This window comes from Pseudomonas sp. Pme6b, from assembly GCF_058129925.1.
The window spans coordinates 2578705-2596432 of sequence record NZ_CM176704.1 but is presented as its reverse complement, the minus strand read 5'-3'; the positions used below and the strand labels follow the sequence as shown (position 1 = coordinate 2596432).

General features: G+C 59.4%; 14 protein-coding genes. 5 read left to right on the top strand and 9 right to left on the bottom strand.

Annotation, left to right across the window (positions count from 1 at the left end; genetic code table 11):
* Nucleotides 1–2: 2 nt before the first annotated feature.
* The 3 genes from rraA to ppsA all read right to left on the bottom strand — a co-directional run bounded on the left by rraA (nt 3) and on the right by ppsA (nt 4108).
* A complete protein-coding gene (rraA, locus tag AC4ANE_RS11625; protein ID WP_004659258.1) occupies nt 3–491 on the bottom strand; it encodes a ribonuclease E activity regulator RraA in 489 nt (162 codons plus the stop codon).
* An 87-nt stretch (nt 492–578) separates the two neighbouring features.
* Nucleotides 579–1571 (bottom strand): alpha/beta fold hydrolase, encoded by a 993-nt coding sequence (locus AC4ANE_RS11620; RefSeq protein ID WP_002553038.1) that lies wholly within the window; start codon nt 1569–1571, stop codon nt 579–581.
* A gap of 161 nt (nt 1572–1732) precedes the next feature.
* Nucleotides 1733–4108 carry a phosphoenolpyruvate synthase gene (gene ppsA, locus AC4ANE_RS11615; protein ID WP_002553037.1) on the bottom strand — a complete coding sequence of 792 codons (2376 nt, stop codon included), beginning with the start codon at nt 4106–4108 and terminating at the stop codon, nt 1733–1735.
* Nucleotides 4109–4313: 205 nt separating this feature from the next.
* On the opposite strand from ppsA, the gene ppsR reads away from it, so the two are divergent.
* Nucleotides 4314–5132, top strand: a complete 819-nt coding sequence (gene ppsR, locus AC4ANE_RS11610; RefSeq protein WP_002553036.1) for a posphoenolpyruvate synthetase regulatory kinase/phosphorylase PpsR — start codon at nt 4314–4316, stop codon at nt 5130–5132.
* Nucleotides 5133–5185: 53 nt separating this feature from the next.
* Here the strand turns inward: ppsR and prpF are convergent, their stop codons facing one another.
* From prpF to AC4ANE_RS11585, 5 genes are all read right to left on the bottom strand, one after another.
* On the bottom strand, nt 5186–6367 hold the full coding sequence (gene prpF / locus AC4ANE_RS11605; protein WP_004667523.1) for a 2-methylaconitate cis-trans isomerase PrpF: 1182 nt from the start codon (nt 6365–6367) through the stop codon (nt 5186–5188).
* Between the two features lie 134 nt (nt 6368–6501).
* Nucleotides 6502–9090: a Fe/S-dependent 2-methylisocitrate dehydratase AcnD gene (acnD, locus tag AC4ANE_RS11600; protein WP_002553034.1), complete on the bottom strand. Its 2589-nt coding sequence runs from the start codon at nt 9088–9090 to the stop codon at nt 6502–6504.
* A gap of 69 nt (nt 9091–9159) precedes the next feature.
* Nucleotides 9160–10287, bottom strand: coding sequence for a bifunctional 2-methylcitrate synthase/citrate synthase (prpC, locus tag AC4ANE_RS11595; protein ID WP_002553033.1), 1128 nt, complete (start codon nt 10285–10287; stop codon nt 9160–9162).
* 297 nt (nt 10288–10584) lie between these two features.
* Nucleotides 10585–11478 carry a methylisocitrate lyase gene (gene prpB, locus AC4ANE_RS11590; protein WP_002553032.1) on the bottom strand — a complete coding sequence of 298 codons (894 nt, stop codon included), beginning with the start codon at nt 11476–11478 and terminating at the stop codon, nt 10585–10587.
* The gene (locus AC4ANE_RS11585) at nt 11475–12182 is read right to left on the bottom strand and encodes a GntR family transcriptional regulator (protein WP_460408933.1); all 708 of its coding nucleotides are present in this window, start codon (nt 12180–12182) and stop codon (nt 11475–11477) included. The genes prpB and AC4ANE_RS11585 overlap by 4 nt, the downstream gene beginning before the upstream one ends.
* A gap of 296 nt (nt 12183–12478) precedes the next feature.
* On the opposite strand from AC4ANE_RS11585, the gene rloA reads away from it, so the two are divergent.
* The 4 genes from rloA (at nt 12479) to pabB (ending at nt 16966) form a co-directional block, all read left to right on the top strand.
* On the top strand, nt 12479–13030 hold the full coding sequence (gene rloA / locus AC4ANE_RS11580; protein ID WP_002553030.1) for a retropepsin-like aspartic peptidase RloA: 552 nt from the start codon (nt 12479–12481) through the stop codon (nt 13028–13030).
* Nucleotides 13031–13034: 4 nt separating this feature from the next.
* Complete coding sequence (gene rloB, locus AC4ANE_RS11575; protein WP_002553029.1) at nt 13035–14570, top strand: osmotic stress tolerance membrane protein RloB; 1536 nt, start codon at nt 13035–13037, stop codon at nt 14568–14570.
* A complete protein-coding gene (locus AC4ANE_RS11570) occupies nt 14570–15547 on the top strand; it encodes an alpha-L-glutamate ligase-like protein (RefSeq protein ID WP_161794680.1) in 978 nt (325 codons plus the stop codon). The genes rloB and AC4ANE_RS11570 overlap by 1 nt, the downstream gene beginning before the upstream one ends.
* A 75-nt stretch (nt 15548–15622) precedes the next feature.
* Entirely contained in the window at nt 15623–16966 is a 1344-nt protein-coding gene (gene pabB / locus AC4ANE_RS11565) for an aminodeoxychorismate synthase component I (RefSeq protein ID WP_002553027.1), read from the top strand.
* Nucleotides 16967–17084: 118 nt separating this feature from the next.
* Here the strand turns inward: pabB and thrH are convergent, their stop codons facing one another.
* Nucleotides 17085–17702 (bottom strand): bifunctional phosphoserine phosphatase/homoserine phosphotransferase ThrH, encoded by a 618-nt coding sequence (thrH, locus tag AC4ANE_RS11560; protein ID WP_002553026.1) that lies wholly within the window; start codon nt 17700–17702, stop codon nt 17085–17087.
* Between the last annotated feature and the right edge of the window lie 26 nt (nt 17703–17728).

The window sequence follows — 17728 nt, the reverse complement described above, 5'->3', positions numbered from 1 at the left end:
GCTTATTCCGGCATGGTCAGGGGTGAAGGGGAAATGATGACGCCATTGTTGTCGGCATACAGATACTCTCCCGGGCGGAAGGTCACGCCACCGAAGGTGACCAACACATTCAGGTCACCGATTCCGCGTTTCTCGGTTTTTTTCGGATGGCTGGCCAACGCCTGAACACCCAGGTCGGTCTGCGCGATGACGTCAACATCGCGGATGCAACCGTAAATCAACATGCCTTCCCAGCCGCTTCTGGCCGCTTTCTCTGCCAGCATGTCACCGAGCAAGGCACAACGCAGCGACCCACCACCGTCGACCACCAACACCTTGCCCTTGCCGTCGAGCTCGACCTGCTCCTTGACCAGCGAGTTGTCTTCGAAACATTTAACGGTGACGATCTGGCCGCCAAACGAATCGCGACCGCCAAAATTGCTGAACATCGGCTCCACGACCTGAATCAGGTCCGGATAGGCGTCACACAGATCGGGGGTGATGTAGTGCATAAGGTCAACTCCTGTCTCGCGAATGGTACGGATCGGCCTGATGAATCAGACGCGACCGGCTGACGCTAACCATAGCGACTTTAACCGCTAACTGCCCACCGCCGCCTGAAACTCTACAACCTGTTCAGGAACAGACTGCCCGTTCAGCCACTCGATGACCCGCGGCCAGACCTGTTGCTGCGCGGCCTTGCTGACCAGCATGCGCACGTGGTCGAAGTCTTCGTCAAAACCGTGCTCGCGCCCCAGGCAAAGAAACTGTTTGTGCTGCGCTGCGCCGATCTGATCAAACAGCGTGCGACAGGCCCACACCGGGTCCTGATGATCGCCAGCCGCAGCAACGGCCAGCACCGGCACCTGAACCTCCTTCAGCCCCGCCCACCAGTTGTTGTCGCGCTCGCCAAAACGCCCGAACAGCCCGTGCCAGCGCAGGCTTTCCAGCACCAGCCCTATTGGCTCGTCTTCCGGCCCACGCTTGAAACGCGGCCCTGAAACATGTTCGAAGGACCTGAGCAACAGCCGCGCGGACCATTGCAGCGGCGGAATTTTCAGCGGCCAGTACGTGCGGCTGACCTGACTGCCGAATAGCGCCACCGACGCTGCAGTGTGCGGCCCCAGGTACTGGCCGCCCAAGGCCGCCGCCAGGGTTGTGCCGCCCAGCGAGTGCCCCATCCAGTGCGGTATCTGACCACTTTGCTCACAGACAAAAGCGGCAATGGCGGGCACGTCGAAACGGGCATAGTCAGCCACACAATTGGCGCGGTAGTTCTGGTTGCGTGCAGACAAGCCGTGCCCGCGCATTTCCGGGATCCATACGTCATAACCGGCACGCGCCAGATACGGCCCCAGACCGATACCTTTGGGCGAATACCAGAAGCGCCGGTTGGAAAAACTGCCATGCAGCAGAATCACCGGGATGCCGCGCACGTCGGGCTGATCGACCAGCCCCAGTCGGGTCACCACCAGCTCGACGCTGGGGTCGGGGCTGTTGGCTGGCTTGAGACGGTAGACGTCCTCGACAAGGTCGCCGCGACGCTCGGCGCTGATCAAGGCAACGGGAAAAAGCTGGCTACTGCTTTGCATATCACTCTTTATCTGGCTTGACAGACGGTATGAAACAACGCGCTCCGGGGCTATCGCGGCACGCCATAAAAAAGGCGGCTTCCGAAGAAACCGCCTTTTTCAAACACCTGAACCAAATGACGGTTCAGGCCACCCTCGCGTCACACGAAGGCCGTGTCGCCTCAGACAGGTGCCTGCGCCTCGGCGAGGAAGAACCAGGTTTCCAGCACCGAATCAGGGTTGAGCGATACGCTCTCGATCCCTTGATCCATCAGCCAGCGCGCCAGATCCGGATGATCGGAAGGACCCTGTCCGCAGATGCCGATGTACTTGCCCGCCTTGTTGCACGCCTGAATGGCATTGGACAGCAGCTTCTTGACCGCCGGGTTACGCTCGTCGAACAGGTGAGCAATCACGCCGGAGTCGCGATCAAGGCCAAGTGTCAGCTGGGTCAGGTCGTTGGAGCCGATGGAGAAACCATCGAAATACTCGAGGAACTCTTCGGCCAGAATCGCATTGGACGGCAACTCGCACATCATGATGATGCGCAGGCCATTTTCGCCACGTTTCAGGCCATTGGCCGCCAGCAGGTCGATGACTTGACTCGCTTCACCCAGAGTCCGGACGAATGGCACCATGATCTCGACGTTGGTCAGGCCCATCTCTTCGCGCACGCGCTTGAGCGCACGGCACTCCAGCTCGAAACAGTCGCGGAAGTTCTCGCTGATATAGCGCGACGCACCTCGAAAGCCCAGCATCGGGTTTTCTTCTTCAGGCTCGTATAGCTTGCCGCCGATCAGGTTGGCGTACTCGTTGGACTTGAAGTCCGAGAGGCGCACGATGACCTTTTTCGGCGTGAATGCGGCGGCCAAGGTGCTGATACCCTCGACCAGCTTGTCGACGTAGAAACCGACCGGGTCATGGTAACCGGCGATGCGCTTGTCGACGCTTTCCTTGATTTCCGGTGGCAGCAGCGAATAGTTGAGCAGCGCCTTGGGATGCACGCCGATCATGCGGTTGATGATGAACTCCAGACGCGCAAGACCAACACCGGCGTTGGGTAACTGGGCGAAATCAAACGCACGATCCGGGTTGCCGACGTTCATCATGATCTTGAACGGCAACTCGGGCATCGCATCGACCGAGTTGGTCTTGATGTCGAAACCCAGCTCCCCTTCAAAGATGTAACCGGTGTCGCCCTCTGCGCAGGAGACCGTTACGCCCTGGCCATCCTGCAGCGTCTGAGTGGCGTTGCCACAACCGACCACTGCCGGAATGCCCAGCTCGCGCGCGATGATCGCGGCGTGGCAGGTACGACCGCCACGGTTGGTGACAATTGCGCTGGCGCGCTTCATGACCGGTTCCCAGTCCGGGTCGGTCATGTCGGACACCAGCACGTCACCAGGCTGGACCTTGTCCATCTCGGACACGTCCTTGATGATCCGCACCTTGCCTGCGCCGATGCGCTGGCCGATGGCACGACCTTCGACCAGCACCTTGCCGGTCTCCTTGAGCAGGTAGCGTTCCATGACGTTGGCCGAAGCGCGGCTTTTCACGGTTTCCGGACGCGCCTGCACGATGTACAGCTTGCCGTCGTCACCGTCCTTGGCCCATTCGATATCCATCGGGCACTTGTAGTGTTTCTCGATGATCATTGCCTGCTTGGCCAGTTCCGAGACTTCGGCATCGGTCAGGCAGAAGCGCGCACGATCAGCAGGCTCTACGTCGATCACCTTGACCGAACGACCGGCCTTGGCTTCTTCGCCGTAAATCATCTTGATAGCCTTGCTACCCAGATTGCGCCGCAGAATCGCCGGACGGCTAGCAGCCAGCGTGTCTTTATGCACGTAGAACTCGTCCGGGTTGACCGCGCCCTGCACAACCGTCTCGCCCAGGCCGTAGGCACCGGTAATGAACACCACATCGCGGAAACCGGATTCGGTGTCGAGGGTAAACATGACGCCCGCCGTTCCGGTTTCGGAACGCACCATACGCTGCACACCCGCCGACAGCGCGACCAGCTTGTGGTCGAAGCCCTGGTGCACGCGATAGGAAATGGCACGGTCATTGAACAGCGAAGCGAAGACTTCCTTGGCAGCGCGGATAACGTTCTCGACACCGCGAATGTTCAGGAAAGTCTCCTGCTGGCCTGCGAACGAGGCATCCGGCAGGTCTTCAGCGGTCGCGGAAGAGCGCACGGCCACCGCCAGGTTCGGATTGCCGGCTGACAGCTCGGCAAATGCAGTACGGATCTGGGCGTTGAGCGTCTCGGGAAACTCGGCTTCCATGATCCACTGGCGAATCTGCGCACCGGTGCGGGCCAGGGCGTTGACGTCATCGACATCGAGCGCGTCCAGCGCAGCATGGATCTGATCGTTCAGACCGCTCAGCTCAAGAAAATCACGGTAAGCCTGGGCCGTAGTCGCGAAGCCGCCGGGCACTGAGACGCCAGCACCTGCGAGGTTGCTGATCATCTCGCCGAGGGACGAGTTTTTGCCCCCCACGTGCTCTACATCATGGACGCCGAGCTTATCGAGGGAAACTACGTACTCTACCAAGGTGATCTCTCCACTAACTGTGTTTGTTGTTGGGAAAAGCTCATTCACCCGAGCCACCGTTATGTGACCTCGGGCGTGTCTGGCCGGGCGCAGGCCCATGCCTTGAAACCGTGCCTTCAAAAAAGATGCACCTGCAGGCCCTCAGAGCCGGCAGGCACGCCTATGATAGCCAGAATTCGTCAACTGCTTAAGGCCTGGGTCAAAAATGAAACGATCTGCTTTCTTCATCTCGGACGGCACCGGTATCACCGCCGAAACCCTGGGCCAGAGCCTGTTGGCACAATTTGAAAACATTACATTCAACAAGTTCACCAGGCCCTATATCGACAGCGTCGAGAAAGCGCGGGCGATGGTACAACAAATCAATAATGCCGCCGACAAGGACGATGTGCGCCCGATCATCTTCGACACGATCGTCAATCAGGACATCCGCGAGATTCTGGCGACGTCCAACGGCTTCATGATCGACATCTTTTCGACCTTCCTTGCCCCGCTGGAGCAGGAGCTTAGTTCACACTCCTCCTATTCGGTGGGCAAATCGCACTCCATCGGGCATAACTCCAATTACATGGAGCGCATCGAGGCAGTCAACTTCGCGCTGGACAACGACGACGGCGCGCGGACGCATTATTACGACAAGGCCGACATAATCCTGGTTGGCGTGTCGCGCTGCGGCAAAACCCCGACCTGCCTGTACATGGCCATGCAATTCGGTATCCGGGCCGCCAACTACCCGCTGACCGAAGATGACATGGAGCGTCTGCAACTGCCTGCGGCACTCAAGGAACACCGCAGCAAACTGTTCGGCCTGACCATCGACCCGGACCGCCTCACCGCAATCCGTCACGAGCGCAAGCCAAACAGCCGCTATTCCAGTTACGCGCAGTGTGAATTCGAAGTGCGCGAGGTAGAGAGCCTGTTCCGCCGCGAGAACATTCCCAACATCAACTCCACGCACTTTTCGGTTGAAGAAATCTCTGCCAAGGTGCTGGTCGAAAAAGGTGTAGAGCGGCGCTTCAAATAACCGTTGAAGGTAGCCACGTCGGCTGATTTTTTCAGCTGACTGTTTCAGTCGTTTTACTGTGGCACTCGCACCCAGCCTTCCATCAGCACTCTGGCGCTGCGGCTCATGAGGGCTTTGGTGACCTTCCAGTCAGCGCCTTCCTGAACAGCCTGCGCACCGACTCGCAGTGTGCCGGAGGGATGGCCGAAGCGCACCGCACTGCGCGCCTGTCCGCCAGCTGCCAGACTGACCAGCGTGCCCGGAATGGCGGCGGCAGTGCCGATGGCAACGGCAGCGGTGCCCATCATCGCGTGATGCAACTTGCCCATCGATACGGCACGCACCAGCAGATCGATATCCTTTGCCGCAACAGGTTTGCCACTCGATGACAGGTAATCGGCAGGCGCTGCTACAAAAGCCACCTTGGGTGTGTGCTGGCGCGTCGCGGCTTCAGCAATGCTACGAATCAGGCCCATGCGCACGGCACCGTGGGCGCGAATGGTTTCCAGACGGGCAAGCGCCTGCGGATCACCATTGATATCGCCCTGCAACTCGGTACCGCTGTAGCCTATGTCGGCGGCGTTGACGAAAATTGTGGGGATACCGGCGTTGATCATGGTTGCTTTCAAGGTGCCGATGCCGGGCACTTCAAGGTCGTCTACCAGGTTGCCGGTGGGAAACATCGAGCCGCCTGCGCCCTCTTCGTCCGCTGCCGGATCAAGAAACTCCAGCGCCACCTCCGCGGCCGGAAAGGTCACGCCGTCCAGTTCGAAATCGCCGGTTTCCTGTACCTCACCGTTGCTGACGGGCACATGGGCGATGATGGTCTTGCCGATATTGGCCTGCCAGATACGCACGATGACGACGCCGTCTTGCGGCACACGACCAGCATCGAGCAGACCACTGGCGATAGCAAACGAGCCGACGGCCGCCGACAGGTTGCCGCAATTGCCGCTCCAGTCGATGAAAGGCTTGTCGATGGATACCTGGCCGAACAGGTAATCCACATCGTGGTCGGCCTTGGTGCTGCGCGACACAATGACCGTTTTGCTGGTACTGGACGTCGCCCCGCCCATGCCGTCGATCTGCTTTTCATAGGGGTCCGGGCTGCCGATGACTCGCAGCAGCAACGCATCCCGCGCCGATCCCGGAATCTGTGCAGCTTCGGGCAGGTCCGTCAGCCTGAAAAACACACCCTTGCTGGTGCCACCACGCATGTAGGTGGCGGGGATGCGGATCTGGGGTGAATGAGCCATGAATTCGTTGTCCTGTTCAAAGAGCGCTACGCGCTCAAAATCGGACGCAGAGCGTCCAGAACTGCATGCCCACGCGGAGCATGGGCACGATAGTGCTCTTGCGCACGCTTATCGTTCCTCACGCTCCAGCGTAGCTACGATGCAGTAGCTTCCAGAAAATCCTGAGCAAAACGCTGCAGTACGCCGCCAGCCTCATAGATGGAGAGTTCTTCGGCCGTGTCCAGACGGCACGTTACCGGCACTTCCACACGCTCACCGTTACGGCGCTGGATCACCAGCGTCAAGGTCGCGCGCGGTGTGCGCTGACCGACCACGTCGAAGGTTTCGCTGCCATCAATACCCAGAGTCAGGCGGCTGGTGCCCGGTTTGAACTCAAGTGGCAGCACGCCCATGCCCACCAGGTTGGTTCGATGGATACGTTCGAAGCCTTCTGCGGCAATGGCTTCAACGCCCGCCAGCCTGACGCCTTTGGCGGCCCAGTCACGGGAAGAACCCTGCCCGTAGTCGGCACCGGCAATGATGATCAACGGTTGCTTGCGGGCCATGTAGGTTTCAATGGCTTCCCACATGCGCGTAACCACGCCCTCGGGTTCGATCCGGGTCAGCGAGCCTTTCCTGACTTTGTCGTCGACCACCGCCATCTCATTGACCAGTTGCGGGTTGGCAAAGGTTGCGCGCTGGGCCGTCAAGTGGTCGCCCCGGTGGGTTGCGTAGGAGTTGAAATCCTCCTCCGGCAGGCCCATTTTCGCCAGATATTCGCCCGCAGCACTGTCCAGCATGATGGCGTTGGACGGTGACAAATGATCGGTGGTGATGTTGTCCGGCAGCACGGCCAGTGCGCGCATGCCCTTGAGCGTGCGCTCCCCGGCCAGCGCGCCTTCCCAATAAGGCGGGCGACGGATGTAAGTGCTCATCGGGCGCCAGTCATACAGCGGCTCGACTTTCGGCCCGGTGTGTTCTTCGATGGCGAACATCGGAATGTAGACCTGACGAAACTGCTCCGGCTTGACCGACGCCTGCACCACGGCATCAATCTCTTCATCGCTCGGCCAGATATCCTTGAGGCGAATCTCTTTGCCATTGGCCATCCCGAGCACATCGTTTTCGATATCGAACCTGATGGTGCCGGCAATGGCGTAGGCCACCACCAGAGGTGGCGAGGCCAGGAACGCTTGTTTGGCGTAAGGGTGAATACGCCCGTCGAAATTGCGATTACCCGACAGCACCGCAGTGGCGTACAGATCGCGGTCGATGATTTCCTGCTGGATCATCGGGTCCAGCGCACCGGACATACCGTTACAGGTGGTACAGGCAAACGCCACGACGCCAAAGCCCAATTGCTCCAGTTCGGACGTCAGCCCTGCGGCATCCAGATACAAGGCCACGGTTTTCGAGCCGGGCGCCAGCGACGACTTCACCCACGGCTTGCGCATCAGCCCCAGGCGGTTGGCATTGCGGGCCAGCAGGCCTGCCGAAATCACGTTGCGCGGGTTGCTGGTGTTGGTGCAGCTGGTAATCGCCGCGATGATCACCGCGCCATCGGGCATCTGCCCCGGCACGTCTTCCCACTGCCCGGCAATACCTCTGGCTGCCAGATCCGCGGTGGCGACCCGCGCATGGGGGTTGGACGGCCCGGCCATGTTGCGCACCACGCTGGACAGGTCGAAGCTCAGCACGCGCTCGTACTCGACCTCCTTCAGGCTGTCCGACCACAAGCCGGTGTGCCGGGCATACAACTCGACGAGCTTGACCTGTTCGTCCTCACGCCCTGTCAGGCGCAGATAATCGATGGTTTGCGAATCAATGGAAAACATTGCCGCTGTCGCGCCGTATTCCGGTGCCATGTTGGAAATCGTCGCCCGGTCACCGAGGGTCAGGCTCGACGCACCCACGCCATAGAACTCCAGATACGCGCCAACCACCTTCTGCTGACGCAGGTATTCGGTCAGAGCCAGCACCACATCGGTGGCGGTAATACCAGGCTGACGGCGTCCAGTCAGTTCGACACCGATGATGTCCGGCAGGCGCATCCACGAGGCGCGCCCCAGCATGACGTTTTCGGCCTCGAGGCCGCCAACGCCGATGGCAATCACGCCCAGCGCGTCGACATGTGGCGTGTGGCTGTCTGTCCCCACCAGCGTGTCGGGAAAGGCTACGCCGTCGAGCACCTGCACCACCGGCGACATTTTCTCCAGGTTGATCTGGTGCATGATGCCGTTGCCCGGCGGGATCACTTCGACGTTCTTGAACGCCTGTTTGGTCCAGTCAATGAAGTGAAAGCGGTCTTCGTTGCGACGGTCTTCGATGGCGCGGTTCTTTGCGAACGCCTGCGGGTCATTACCGTCGGATTCCACTGCCAGCGAATGGTCGACAATAAGCTGCACCGGCACCACCGGGTTTACCTGCGCAGGATCACCGCCCTGCGAGGCAATTGCATCGCGCAGGCCGGCAAGATCGACCAGTGCGGTCTGCCCCAGAATGTCGTGGCAGACCACCCGCGCAGGGAACCACGGAAAGTCCAGATCACGCTTGCGCTCGATGAGTTGGGTCAAAGAAGCACTCAAGGCCGCAGGATCACAGCGGCGCACCAGGTTCTCGGCAAGCACGCGCGAGGTATAGGGCAGCGTGGCATAAGCGCCGGGCTTGAGCGCCTCGACCGCTACGCGCGCATCGAAATAGTCCAGTCGGGTGCCAGGAAGCGTTTTGCGGAATTCACTGTTCATTGCGGGACTCGATCACGGAATGTTCGGAATGCGGGTGGGGAACTCGTCAGCGGTTCCCCTGCCCCCTTTTCAGCGCTGTTCGATGGGCACGAAGCTGCGCTGTTCGACACCGGTGTACTCGGCGCTCGGACGGATGATGCGATTGTTGGCGCGCTGTTCGAAAACGTGGGCGGCCCAGCCGGTCAGGCGCGAGCAGACGAAGATCGGTGTGAACAGCTTGGTCGGGATTCCCATGAAGTGGTACGCCGAGGCATGGTAGAAGTCGGCGTTGGGGAATAGTTTCTTCTGCTCCCACATGACCTTGTCGATGGCCTCGGAAACCGGGAACAGCACCGTATCGCCCACTTCGTCAGCGAGTTTCTTCGACCAGCCCTTGATCACCTCGTTGCGCGGGTCGGACTCCTTGTAGATCGCATGGCCAAAGCCCATGATCTTTTCCTTGCGTTCCAGCATGCCCAGCGTGCCTTTGGTGGCCTCTTCAGACGAGGCGAAGCTCTGAATCATTTCCATCGCGGCCTCGTTGGCACCACCGTGCAGCGGGCCGCGCAATGTGCCGATGGCTGCCGTGACGCAGGAATACAGGTCCGACAGCGTCGACGCGCAGACGCGGGCGGTGAAGGTCGAGGCATTGAATTCGTGCTCGGCGTACAGAATCAGCGAGACGTCCATGACCTTGCGGTGCAGTTCGCTGGGCGCCTTGTCGAGCAACAGGTGCAGAAAATGCCCGCCGATGGAGTCTTCTGCGGAGGTGCAGTCGATACGCTTGCCGTCATGACTGAAGCGATACCAGTAGCACATGATCGCCGGGAACGCTGCGAGCAGACGGTCGGTTGAGTCGCGCTGCTGATCGAAGCTGCGCTCCGGCTCCAGGGTGCCTAGCATGGAGGCACCCGTGCGCATGACATCCATCGGGTGAGTGTCGGCGGGTATGCGTTCCAGCACTTCCTTCAAGGCCTGCGGCAGATCGCGCAGGCCCTTGAGTTTGTCCATATAGGCAGACAATTCGGCTTTATCAGGCAGTTCACCGTACAGCAGCAGATAGGCAACTTCTTCAAAGCGAGCTTCGGCGGCCAGATCGCGCACATCATAGCCGCGATAGGTCAGCCCGGCACCGGCCATGCCCACCGTGGACAACGCCGTCTGCCCGGCCACCTGCCCGCGCAGTCCGGCACCACTCAATACTTTTGCTTCAGCCATGGTTCTCTCCAATTTTGTTTTTTTGATGTTGGACTGACTCTGGCTATCGTGCCAACGCCGGAGTGCTCATCGTTGTACACAAATCCGCTTTTGATTCTGGCCGAAGGCCGTGGGAGCGAACTTGTTCGCGAAAGGGCAGGTATGATCGCCAAAAATGTATAGCCTGAAACACCGTATTCGCGAACAAGTTCGCTCCCACGCCCTTCGGGCAGAAGCCTGAAGCCCTGATTAAGGGCTCCCCAATACTTTTTTATAGCGCTGAGCGCTGAAGCGTGGGAACGATAGTCAGATGTGCTTTTACCCTTTCTTCTGCGCAAACAGCGCGTCCAGTTTTTGCTCGAATGTGTGGTAGTCGATGGCGTCGTACAACTCCATGCGCGTCTGCATGCTGTCGACCACGTTCTTCTGGCTGCCATCGCGACGGATTGCGCCGTAGACATTTTCCGCAGCCTTGTTCATGGCACGAAAGGCAGAAAGCGGGTAAAGGACCAGCGACACGTCGGCCGCACGCAACTCATCGACGGTAAACAAGGGCGTAGCGCCGAATTCGGTGATATTGGCCAGGATCGGCACGCCTGCACGGTTGGCAAATTGCTTGTACATCGCCAGCTCGGTGATTGCCTCAGGAAACACCATATCCGCGCCCGCCTCGATACAGGCCGCAGCACGCTCAAGTGCCGACTCCAGCCCCTCGACCGCCAGTGCATCGGTGCGCGCCATGATCACGAAACTGTCGTCAGTGCGTGCATCTACAGCGGCTTTGATCCGGTCGACCATTTCCTGCTGCGAAACAATTTCCTTGTTCGGGCGATGCCCACAGCGCTTGGCACCCACCTGATCCTCAATATGAATCGCAGCAGCCCCGGCCTTGATCATCGAGCGCACGGTTCGCGCTACATTGAAAGCCGAGGAACCGAAACCGGTGTCGACATCCACCAGCAGTGGCAGGTCGCAGACATCGGTGATGCGGCGCACATCAATCAACACGTCTTCAAGACCGGTAATGCCCAGGTCCGGAATACCCAGTGAACCTGCTGCAACGCCGCCGCCAGAAAGGTAGATAGCCTTGAACCCGGCACGTTTTGCGAGCAGCGCGTGATTGGCATTGATTGCGCCGACCACTTGCAACGGCTGTTCACTGGCGACCGCATCGCGGAAACGCTGGCCGGGAGTACTGTTGTTGTGACTCATTGTTCACCTCGGCCGGGAGCCGCCTGAAAGTGGCGCTCGATGTTGCGTCTGGATGCACCGATATGGCGGCGCATCAACAATTCAGCCAGCTCACCGTCGCGATCAGCGATGGCATCGAGAATGCGGTGGTGTTCGGCAAAGGCCTGACGAGGCCGGTTGGGCGTTGTGGAATACTGGATGCGGTACATGCGCACCAGTTGGTACAGCTCGCCACACAGCATCTGGCTGAGGGTACGATTGCCGCTGCCCTGGATGATCCGGTAATGAAAATCGAAATCACCCTCCTGCTGGTAATAGCCGATGCCCGCCTGAAACGCAGCATCGCGCTCATGGGTGTCAAGGACGCCGCGCAATTCATCGATCTCGGCCTGGGTCATGCGCTCGGCGGCGAGGCGGCAGGCCATCCCTTCCAGAGACTCACGGATCTCATAAAGCTCGATCAGCTCGGCATGGCTGAGCGCGACGACCCGGGCGCCGACGTGCGGCACGCGCACCACCAGTCGCTGCCCTTCGAGCCGGTGAATGGCTTCACGTAACGGCCCGCGACTGATGCCGTAGGTGCGCGCCAGCTCCGGTTCGGAGATCTTGCTACCGGGGGCGATCTCGCCTTTCACAATAGCGGATTGAATGCGTCGGAAAACGTTCTCGGAGAGGGTTTCCGACTCATCAACGATTGCTACTGCCTTCTCGACCGCACCCAGCATTGTCGACACCTTTAGCCTTTTAAGACGCAAATCTAGCCATAAACCGCAAACCAGTCAAAGCAAAACAAAGGATTGTCGACAATATATCGAAAGGACGTCAAAGGCTCCTGCGAGAGAACCTGAACAGACATACAGGTTGATCACTGGCAGCGCCGAGGCTTCATGCTAGAATGCGCCGCGTCCGCACAGCACGCTCCGCACCGGAGCGGCGACTGCGAGCTGCCTGCCCTATCACCCTCAGGTCAACTCCATTTGCGCCCTGACCCTGAAGTTGTTCGCTCATCGCGCCAGGATTTATGAGACTGACTAGCCTGCCCACACTGCTCTACCTGCTGTTCTTTTCCGGCCTGCTGCTGCCCAGCGTCAGCCTGGCCGCCAACAAGACAGTCTATGGCCTCAACGAATACGCCAGCCTCATTGAAATCGACGTCGAGATTGCCGCCAAACTGGATACGGGGGCCAAGACCGCTTCACTGAGCGCCCGCGACATCAAGCATTTCAAACGCAATGGCGAAAGCTGGGTGCGCTTCTATATAGCCAGCGACAGCAAGCATGTACACCCCATAGAACGACCTCTGGCCCGGGTCAGCAAGATCAAGCGCCGCGCCGACGACGTTGACCCGAATGAAGAAAACAAATACTCGTCACGTCCGGTGATCAACCTCGATATCTGTATGGGTGAAGCTTTACGCACCATCGAAGTGAACTTGACTGACCGAAGTGCTTTCCAATATCCGCTTTTGATCGGCTCCGAAGCGTTGAAACGCTTCGATGCGCTGGTCGATCCAAGTCTTAAATATGCGGCAGGGAAGCCCGGCTGCGCTTCCGTCGCTCAAAACGCAGAGTAAACCCATGCGCTCTCTTACACTCCATCTGAAGATCCTGATCACTGCCCTTGTGACCCTGGGCATCGCGATCACGGCCTATCAGATACTGGCGCTCGGCATACCCGTCACCGAAGACGAAACCGATGACCTGTGGAATATCGACGCCAAAGTCGAATTCATCGCCAATCCAAAGGATTCGGTGAAGGTCCAGATGTTCGTGCCGCCACTGGCCCACGACTACATCAGCCTCAATGAAAGCTTCATCTCGAACAATTACGGCGTCAGCGTCAACCGCGCTGACGGCAACCGTAAGGTCACCTGGTCCGCCCGTCGCGCCACCGGCAACCAGACGCTTTACTACCGCCTGGTACTGACCAAGCGCTACAGCGGTGAGAAACCCAAGGTCAAAGGGCCGATCTTTCGCGACAGCATGACCGTCGAAGGCCCCGAAAAAATTGCAGCCGAGGCACTGCTGGCCCCCATTCGCCAGCACTCTGCGGACGTGGAAACCTTCATCACCGAGGCCATCAAACGCGTCAACAACCTGAATGACGATAACGTCAAGCTGCTGCTGGCCGGTGATAACTCGGCCTCCAACAAGGCCCGGGTCACCGAGCTGCTGCTGTCGATCGCCCACGTACCACTGGAAAAGGCCCACACCATTCGCCTGGATGCCGAGCAGCAGACGCCGGAACTCTGGTTGCGCAGCTTCAATGGCAAGGAATGGCTGTACTTCAACCCGGATACCGGTGAAGCCGGTCTGCCGGATGATCGCCTGTTGTGGTGGACCGGTGAAGACGCCCTGGTCAATGTCGAAGGGGGCAAGAAAGTGCAAGTCACGTTCAGCCTCAATAACAGTGAAATGAACGCCATGCGTCTCGCCAAACTGACCGATGCCAGCACCGACTCCGACTTCCTCGCCTATTCTCTCTACGGGCTGCCGCTGCAAACCCAGCAGACCTTCATGGTCATGGTCATGATCCCGATTGGCGTACTGGTCATCCTGATCCTGCGCAACCTGATCGGCCTGCAGACACTGGGCACTTTCACGCCGGTGCTGATTGCCCTGGCGTTCCGCGAAACCCAACTGGGCTTCGGCATTATTCTGTTTACGGTGATCACCGCCCTGGGCTTGTCATTGCGCTCGTACCTGGAGCACCTGAAATTGCAAATGCTGCCACGCCTGTCGGTTGTACTGACTTTCGTTGTGGTGCTGATTGCAGCCATCAGCCTGTTCAGCCACAAGCTGGGGCTCGAACGCGGGCTTTCGGTGGCGCTGTTCCCGATGGTGATCCTGACCATGACCATCGAACGCCTGTCGATTACCTGGGAAGAACGCGGCGGCAGCCACGCCATGAAAGTCGCGATCGGCACGCTGTTCGCGGCATCGTTGGCACACCTGATCATGAGCGTGCCGGAACTGACCTATTTCGTTTTCACCTTCCCGGCAGTGCTGTTGATACTGGTCGGCTTCATGCTGGCGATGGGTAGATACCGTGGCTATCGCCTGACCGAACTGATGCGCTTCAAGGCTTTTCTGAAAGAGGAAAAGACTAAATGATCGGCTGGTGGAAGACCTGGAAGGCGCTTGAGGCCCGCGGCATCATGGGCATCAATCGGCGTAACGCCGACTATGTGCTCAAGTACAACAAGCGCAGCCTTTATCCGGTCGTCGATGACAAGATCATCACCAAGGAGCGGGCCATCGCGGCAGGCATTCACGTGCCGGAAATGTACGGAGTGATTTCCACGGAAAAGGAAATCGACCGGCTTGACGATATCATCGGCGCGCACAGCGACTTCGTGATCAAGCCCGCCCAGGGCGCAGGCGGCGACGGCATTCTGGTCATCGCCGACCGTTTCGAAGAGCGTTTTCGCACCGTCTCGGGACGCATCATCAGCCACGCGGAAATCGAGCATCAGGTGTCCAGCATCCTCACGGGCCTTTATTCGCTGGGCGGCCACCGTGACCGGGCGCTGATCGAATACCGGGTTGTTCCGGACCCGATCTTCAAAAGCATCAGTTATGAGGGGGTGCCGGACATCCGCGTCATCGTGCTGATGGGCTATCCGGTGATGGCGATGCTGCGCCTCCCGACCCGTCAGTCAGGTGGCAAGGCCAACCTGCATCAGGGCGCGATTGGCGTCGGTGTGGACCTGGCCACCGGCGTCACCCTGCAAGGCACCTGGCTGAACAACATCATCAGCAAGCACCCGGACACCACCCATTCGGTAGACGGCGTGCAACTGCCCAACTGGGACGGTTTCATGAAGCTTGCCGCCGAGTGTTACGAGCTGTGTGGTCTGGGCTACATCGGTGTCGATATGGTGCTGGACCAGGACAAGGGCCCGCTGATTCTGGAACTCAATGCCCGTCCCGGCCTGAACATTCAGATCGCCAATGACAGTGGCCTGACCCATCGCACTCAGGCCGTCGAGGCGCGTCTGGAACAACTGGCTCTCGAAGGACGCCAGGAATCTGCGCAGGAGCGGGTCAGCTTTGTCCAGGAACTGTTCGGCCACGTGCCCGGCATCTGAACGGACATACCGCTAGGACTGCCGCATCGGCAAGGCTACAATCGACAGCCGCGTTTCCAAGACCGATATTCGACGATGCCGATCTGTTCGATACACCCCCTGCCCTACAGCGCCGACCCGATCGCGTTCTTTGCGCGAATCCGCGAAGCGCCGGGCGCGGTGCTGCTCGACAGCGGCAGGCCGACCGCCGAGCGCGGCCGATATGACCTGCTCAGTGCATGGCCGCTGCAGGAACTGACCGTTGCCGATGACGAGAATGGGGCCACCTATCTCCAGCGGTTGCGCGACAGTCTCAAAGCGCTCGGCACAGCGCAATTGCCTGACGGGTGCGAACTGCCCTTCGCTGGCGGCCTGATCGGTTATCTGAGCTATGAGTTTGGTCGACGCCTGGAACCGCTACCGGATCAGGCCGTCGACGACCTGCAACTGCCCGAAGCGCGCCTGGGGCTCTACGCCTGGGCGCTGATCAGTGATCATCAGGAGCAGACCAGTCAGCTGATTTTTCACCCGTCCCTGCACGCAAACGAGCGCAAACGGCTGATTGATCTGTTCTCTGTCTATATCCCTGAGCCGCACACGGAGTTCCGCCTCAGCCAGCCGTTTCAGGCCAGCATCAGCGCGGATCACTATCGACAGGCTTTCGAACGTATTCAGGCCTACATCCAGGCGGGTGACTGTTATCAGGTCAACTTCGCGCAACGCTTTCAGGCGCAGTGTACGGGCGACCCGTGGGCCGCTTATTGTGCACTGCGAGCGGCTTGCCCGACGCCGTTCGCCGGTTACCTGAGCCTGCCGGGGCACGATGCAATCCTGAGCCTATCTCCGGAACGCTTCGTGCGGGTCAGCGCCAGACAGGTCGAAACCCGCCCCATCAAAGGCACGCGGCCGCGCAGCCCGGACGCCACAGAGGATGCCGCGTTCGCCAACGAGCTGTTGGCCAGCGAGAAAGACCGCGCTGAAAACCTGATGATTGTCGACCTGCTGCGCAATGACCTGGGCCGCAGCTGTAAAATCGGTTCGGTAAAGGTCCCTGAGCTGTTCAGCCTGGAAAGCTACCCCAATGTGCATCATCTGGTGAGCAGCGTGACCGGGGAGCTGGCCGCTGGCAACGATGCACTGGACCTGATTGCGGGCAGCTTCCCTGGCGGCTCCATAACCGGCGCGCCGAAGATCCGCGCCATGCAGATCATTGACGAACTGGAACCGACCCGACGCAGCCTGTATTGCGGCTCGTTGATGTACCTGGACGTACGCGGCGAAATGGACAGTTCAATCGCCATCCGCAGCCTGCTGGTCAAGGATGGGCGCATTTCCTGTTGGGGCGGCGGCGGCATTGTGGCGGACTCGAGCTGCGAGGCTGAATATCAGGAAACCTTCACCAAGGTCCGCGTGCTGCTGAAAACGCTTGAGGCGCTCTGAGATCCTGCGCGATACGCCTACCTCGCTCCGACTATCGTGCCAATGCTCCGCGTTGGCATGCCTTTCTGGACGCTCCGCGTCCGATCTTGCGCAGGAGCCAGAAGTGTAAGCCCTGCGTCTAGAGCGCCAGATCCCGATTCGACGCCTTGATGAACTCTTTTTTCAGCTCATCAAAGGTATGCACCGCCGGAAACTGCGGAAACTCGCGGATCACGTTGTCGGGGGCATGAAACAGGATACCGGCATCGGCCTCGCCCAGCATGGTGGTGTCGTTGTAGGAGTCGCCTGCCGCAATGATCCGGTAGTACAGGCTTTTGAACGCCAGTACCGACTGACGCTTGGGATCTTTCTGACGCAACTGGTAACTGACGACACGGCCGGTTTCATCGGTGATCAGGCGATGACATAGCAGGGTCGGAAACCCCAATTGGCGCATCAGCGGCTGCGAGAACTCGTAAAAGGTGTCGGACAGAATCACTACTTGAAAACGCTCGCGCAACCAGTTGACGAACTCCACTGCACCTTCCAGCGGCTTGAGGGTGGCGATCACTTCCTGAATGTCCGACAGTTTCAGACCGTGCTCATCGAGAATACGCAGGCGCTGATTCATCAGGACGTCGTAGTCGGGAATGTCCCGAGTGGTTGCGCGCAGTGATTCGATACCGGTTTTTTCGGCAAAGGCGATCCATATTTCCGGGACAAGCACACCTTCCAGGTCCAGACAGGCAATTTCCACAGCGCACTCCTCAAGGCTTTGACTAT